The organism is Cupriavidus sp. WS (assembly GCF_000395345.1).
GTDB classification, from domain to species: Bacteria; Pseudomonadota; Gammaproteobacteria; order Burkholderiales; family Burkholderiaceae; genus Cupriavidus; species Cupriavidus basilensis_B.
In genome coordinates this window covers 1-5,478 of the sequence record NZ_AQPL01000609.1, presented here as the reverse complement: position 1 = coordinate 5,478, position 5,478 = coordinate 1, and the positions used below count along the sequence as shown (strand labels likewise).

General features: G+C 58.1%; 4 protein-coding genes and 1 pseudogene. 3 read left to right on the top strand and 2 right to left on the bottom strand.

Features of this window, described 5'->3' with window-relative positions; all coding sequences use genetic code 11:
• Together K206_RS40360 and K206_RS42315 are read left to right on the top strand one after the other, a co-directional pair.
• Window positions 1–527 (top strand): helicase-related protein (locus K206_RS40360; protein WP_020207007.1); only part of this gene is annotated, 527 nt, incomplete at its 5' end.
• 138 nt (window positions 528–665) lie between these two features.
• Window positions 666–1,445 carry a competence protein CoiA gene (locus K206_RS42315; RefSeq protein ID WP_231401734.1) on the top strand — a complete coding sequence of 260 codons (780 nt, stop codon included), beginning with the start codon at window positions 666–668 and terminating at the stop codon, window positions 1,443–1,445.
• A gap of 48 nt (window positions 1,446–1,493) precedes the next feature.
• Here the strand turns inward: K206_RS42315 and K206_RS40355 are convergent, their stop codons facing one another.
• Together K206_RS40355 and K206_RS0135505 are read right to left on the bottom strand one after the other, a co-directional pair.
• Entirely contained in the window at window positions 1,494–3,308 is a 1,815-nt protein-coding gene (locus K206_RS40355) for an ATP-dependent helicase (RefSeq protein WP_081651628.1), read from the bottom strand.
• The gene (locus K206_RS0135505) at window positions 3,295–5,079 is read right to left on the bottom strand and encodes an AAA family ATPase (RefSeq protein WP_029044443.1); all 1,785 of its coding nucleotides are present in this window, start codon (window positions 5,077–5,079) and stop codon (window positions 3,295–3,297) included. The genes K206_RS40355 and K206_RS0135505 overlap by 14 nt, the downstream gene beginning before the upstream one ends.
• Before the next feature lie 222 nt (window positions 5,080–5,301).
• Here K206_RS0135505 and K206_RS42310 point away from each other — a divergent pair.
• A pseudogene (locus tag K206_RS42310) lies at window positions 5,302–5,478 on the top strand (integrating conjugative element protein pill, pfgi-1); the annotation flags it as partial.

Sequence of the window (5,478 nt, the reverse complement as noted above, 5' to 3'; positions counted from 1 at the left end):
TGATCGACATCTGCAAGGAGGAGAAGGCACAGGGCCGCAAGGTCCTGGCCTACACGGTCTATACCGGCACGCGCGACACCACGTCGCGCCTGAAGGTGCTGCTGGAGCAGGAAGGCTTCAAGGTGGCGGTGCTACGCGCAAGCGTGGATGCCAGCCGCCGCGAGGATTGGATCGCCGAGCAATTGGACCGTGGCATCGACGTGCTCATCACCAACCCCGAGTTGGTCAAGACGGGACTGGACTTGTTGGAGTTTCCGACGATCGTGTTCATGCAGTCGGGCTACAACGTGTACTCGCTTCAACAGGCGGCCCGCCGCTCGTGGCGCATTGGGCAGAAAGAGTCCGTGCGCGTGATCTACCTCGGCTACGCCAGTTCCTCGCAGATGACCTGCCTGGAGCTGATGGCCAAGAAGATCATGGTCTCGCAGTCCACTTCGGGCGATGTACCCGAATCGGGGCTCGATGTCCTGAACCAGGATGGTGATTCCGTCGAGGTCGCATTGGCCCGGCAATTGGTAACAGCCTGATCTGCTGTCTGCCGGCATTCTTTCGGGGGTGCCGGCATTCTTCTAGGAAATTGCTGCTCGGAGGATTCGATCACCGCCCCGGTTCCAGCGCGGGGAAGGCTAAACTGATTGGACAATACCGAGATTCAAGGAGGCGCTATGGCTATGGTGATCGAAGCAGCATATGCAGATGGTACTGGTGCAGCTAACGCACTGCATCTGTCTCAGGCGCAGTGGGAAGAGTTGCAACGGGCGTACTGCGTCGGTGATCTGCTGATGCCGTGCTGCAACGCTCCAGCGATTCCCAAGGTTAGTGCTAATGGGTACCCCTTCTTCGCGCATCTAGGAGGTGCGTGCAGTACTTCCGAAGAAAGCCAATGGCACCTGGCGGCCAAGATACTTGTGCGCAGCGTGCTTGAAGATCTTGGATGCCGTGCCTCGGTTGAAATGCCGGGTTCGGGTGACGCAGGTCGCTGGCAGGCTGATGTCTGGGGTGAGCGCAATGGGGTTAGGTTGGCTGTCGAGATCCAAAGATCGTATCAGTCGCTCCGTGACTACCGTAAACGCCAAGAGCGGTACCGCGAGGCGGGCATCAAGTCTCTTTGGTTGTTGCGGCAGGAGCGATATAGCACTCTCACCAAGAGCATGGGAAAGGAGCGTCTGCGCACCGAGTTTGGGGGAAAGTTCCCTTCGGCCGGCCACTTCGGCCCGTGCCTTTCTGACCTGCCGGTCGCGATGCTTGAGCTAGATCCGGCCCCAGCGGTTAACGGGGCCGGATTCTTCACCGCAACCGTTCCAAACTTACTTGAGGCAGTGCTCAGTGAGCGCTTTCTTTGCATCAACGGTCTATGGTGTATCGATAACCTAGACTCGATGAATAACGCCGCCAGACTCTCGCGCGAACGTTTCACAGCCAATCGCTTGGCTGCAAACATGTAGCTCGACTGTGACGTTGCTCGACCGGCACTCCAGTTCCCTGGTTCACACTCAAATGCCAGCGGCGCGCATTCGCGTCTCCAGTTCATCAAGGAATGGCGAGCGCCCAAGGCGCATGGGGCCATAGCGGCCATCAACGAAGCCCGAATACAGCATGTGGACCTCGTCGCGAGCACGTGTGAGTCCCACATAGAAGAGCCGGCGACTTTCGCGCAACTTCTCTGGAGTTTCATTGCGCCACGGCAGATTTCCGAGGTCGAGTCCAACCATGATGACGACGTCGTACTCACAGCCCTTGGCGGAATGCAGTGTCAGCAGATTCAGGTGATCGGGCGAACCGTCCCGACCGCCCAAACTCGTGATGTCTAGCGAAGCCAGTGCACCGCCTTCGGCGAGCGCTGCCGTCATGCGATCCAGTTGCTCCTTCTGATCAGCGAGCGCCAATTCAGCCGTCAGCAGATGATCCACTACACCGTTGCGCAGCGAAGCAACAAACTCTCGCGCAGGTTGCTGGTCAGCGCGCAGATCCCATAGCAAGGCGGTTAGCTCTTGCTCTTCGCGCTTGGCCTGTGAATCGTCCAAGCTCGCCCGATGAAATGCGCGATAGCGGTCGAGTAGTCCACGCAATTGTGGGCGTCCGACACGCCAGCCACCCGCGCACCACGCCGCACAATCTTCTACCCAACTTGTTAGGGCAACCTTGCGGTAAGGCGCTGCGGTATCCACACGGATGTAATCGAGACCGCCGGTTGCCACAGCTTCAGCCACGATATCGCCTGCGCGATAGTCTTTGTATAGGATCGCGATATCGCCCAGTGTTCGTCCCGGCTTGGAGGCTAAGGCCGCCGGAATGATCTGCGCGACGGCGTGCGCAGCCTGGTCCGCCATACCACCCGGGCGCAGAACAAATTCGATGGTCGTTTGTCGCGCAGGATCGCTCGCTTGATAGCCTCGGGCTTCTCCAAGCGCCATCTCTGACGCAGTCACGATCCCTGCACCAGAACGGTAATTTAATTGAAGCTGGACAGGCTCAATGTCTCTGCGAGCCGCCAATTCCATGAGCAACGCGCCATCAGCTCCCGTAAATCCATATATCGACTGATCCGCATCCCCGACAGCGAAAAGTCGGACACCACCGTCGAAGGCAAGGCGTTTGACGATGCGATGCAGTGCCACGCCTAAATCCTGGTACTCATCCACCGCGAGCACGGGGAATTTTGCCTGAACCAGAGGTAGTACCCAGTCGTGCTCGGCGATCAAACGTTGGCCGAAGACAACCATGTCATCGTAGTCAATCAGCCCCTCGTCGCGTAGAGCGGCCTCGTAGGCCTCGGCCCAGGCAGCGAGTTCCTCCTCGCTACGCCAAGCGACGCTATTTCGATTGAGCACGGAACGGCGATGCCGCCCGAGGTCAATAACTTTGTACGGATGGTTCTGGCCGAAAAGCGCATCTCCAGTTTGCTTCAACAACCGATCACTGACTCGTTGAGTGGCCACCGAAAGTGGGAAAGATATGGGCAGGCCGGCCAGGCGTCCATACGGCATCAAAAGATGACGCAGACAGAACCCATGTACCGTACCAATGAAAAGATTAGATGCCTGCTGAAGTCCCAAGCTTTCAATTCGGCGAGCGAGTTCGCGAGCGCACTCCTGGCTATAAGTGATGCACGCAACGCCACGAGGGGCCTCGACGTCTTCGGCCAGGATGCGGGCGAGCTTTAGGACGAGTGTCTTGGTCTTACCGCTCCCGGGACCAGCGAGTACCACACAATGTCCTTGAGAGTTGTAAGCTGCCAACTGCCCTGGATTTCCAGCCAACTCGGCAGCCTGCGCCAGGTAGGCTGTACCGACGTTACGCGACCGCATCGCGGATATGCTCCAACGCAGAGCGAATGTAGGCCGGGCAAACGTCCTCAGACACCGACGGCGCAAGTGCCTGTGCAAATCTCCCCTTGCCAATCCGTTCAATCAACTTCAGCAGCCGGTCTTCATCGACCTGATCCGGATCATCCACCCACTCTTGCAATGCGTCCCGGGTGACTTGCCTCAGCGGCAACTCCTGCTCGATTACCGACTTCATCGCCTCGGTCATTCCGGCGGCAAATAGGTCGGATTCCAGCGTGCTCTCGTTGACGAAGTATCCAAACTCTGCGGCATATTTGAGCACATCATCTATATCCAGGTCATCGTAACCATATTCGTCATCGACCTCGTTTAAGAGATTAATTAATCGCCTGTGGGCTAGTGGGGGTTTGCCATTGGCCGGGTCGCGATCTGTCAAAATTACATGCGGAATATTTAGCCCTTTAGGGCCCAAAAGCTTCACATAAGGAGTGAAGTTCGTCCCCCCGACCGAGCACACAGTGATTCCAAGTATGTCGAAAGGAATCCCGAGGGCCTCGGCGAACGCGGGGATGATGAAGCGCTCGGCGTCCCCTTCAACCAGAATCACTCCCCGGGAAAAGAATATTTCTCCGCGAGTGACGTCGATGTAGCGCTGGAGGTCGTCTTCATCCCTCTGTGTGAAAGGTGCTTTCGCGGTCGAAACCGCGACGGTTTTCCCGTCCGTTGCGTTATGACGTAGGAGAACGATGGACCTAATCGGTGTAACGCTTGCGATATGCGGCGAGTGAGTAGTGAGAATTGTCGTCAGCGGAGGGGCTTCGTCCTCATCTTCCGCTCTTGTGCCGAGAAAGTAGCGATAGACAAGACGCTGGACATGCGGATGCAGGTGCGCTTCGGGCTCCTCAACGACGAAGAATGTGTGGTCGCGCTCCCCTTCGGAGACGAGACGGTCGAGTTCGAGGCTCTTCAAGGCCAGGAAGATCAGATTCGCCGTTCCTAGGCTGGCATCGCCGACACCGCGAACACCGTTGTCGATGAGCAGCCGAAGGCTACGCAGCAATGCATCCACTCGTGTAGGTGCAAGTCCGAGCGATACCGGGACAGCATGTTGCCCCCCGGCGATTGCGATCAGCCGTTCGCTGATCCGTTCTGCTGTCGCTACCACTTCCTCGTGTCCAGCCAGCTCTCGCTGTGCTTGGTCGACCTGATTCTGAATCTCCTCACGGGCGTCATCATCCAACGACGCGGCAAGATCCTCAATGAGCGGCCTCAGTGGCGAATTGCGCCAGTTCGCAAGGTCCTTCTCAGCGTCGCGCAGGGCTACCTGAACATCTATTGGCAACATCCGGCGAAGTGCGCCGCCGATACGCATGTCGGGATCGTCGCCACCGAAGATCACATACTCATAGTCCTTCAACGATTCCGGGGCGCGCCCCAGGCCCGCCTTAGGCTGGAAGCGGTAGGTGAGTCGGGCCACCATGGGTGGGCCAGGATCAATCACGCAATCGTTGAGGTGAGCCATCAGCCGGGGATCGTTTGTGAAGTCCGTTAGATCCACAGAGACCTCAATGGTCGCACCAACCTTGTCTTCGCCAAGTCCATCCCAGAAATGTTCAAGCCCCAGTTGTCGATCGCGTTCAGACAAGCCCGGATCAAGGATCAACTGCAGTCCGCGAATGAAATTGCTCTTGCCAACCTTGTTCTCTCCCACGATGACGATACTTTCCCCCGTCTCGACATCAACATCCGAGAAATTGGCGAAATTGATCAACCTGACCCGAGAAACCCTCATTTACGCCCCCGTCCACTGGTGTTTTAACAAATAGTAGCAGTCAAGCGGCCGGCCTCCATCCGCCGACCGCGACTGAGCCTTTCCGTTACGGCCCCCTCAAGGCCGCTCTTGTTCGACTAGACCGCTGCCGGCAAATCGGACGCAGCGTGGTTCGCATTGTTTGCTGCTGCCCCGGGCCTTAGCGGCGATGGTAAGGGCTCGATGTTTCAGGACGCCGAGCTTATGTGCCCCTCTCCACCTTGGTTTCACCATCCCGAACGCCGCCTGCTGGCAGGAGTCCTCGGCCTGCTCTGGTCGGTGCTGGCTGGCGGCTGCGCTACGACGACTGCGCCGCCCGCAACTAATGCCATCGAGGAAGTCTCGGCCGCGCCCGAACCCGAGGCGCCCGAGTACATCCCC

Excerpts from the sequence above, each read along its gene's own strand:
- K206_RS42315 (WP_231401734.1), top strand. The coding sequence starts at position 666 with ATGGCTATGGTGATCGAAGCAGCATATGCAGATGGTACTGGTGCAGCT.
- K206_RS40355 (WP_081651628.1), bottom strand. The coding sequence starts at position 3,308 with ATGCGGTCGCGTAACGTCGGTACAGCCTACCTGGCGCAGGCTGCCGAG.
- K206_RS0135505 (WP_029044443.1), bottom strand. The coding sequence starts at position 5,079 with ATGAGGGTTTCTCGGGTCAGGTTGATCAATTTCGCCAATTTCTCGGAT.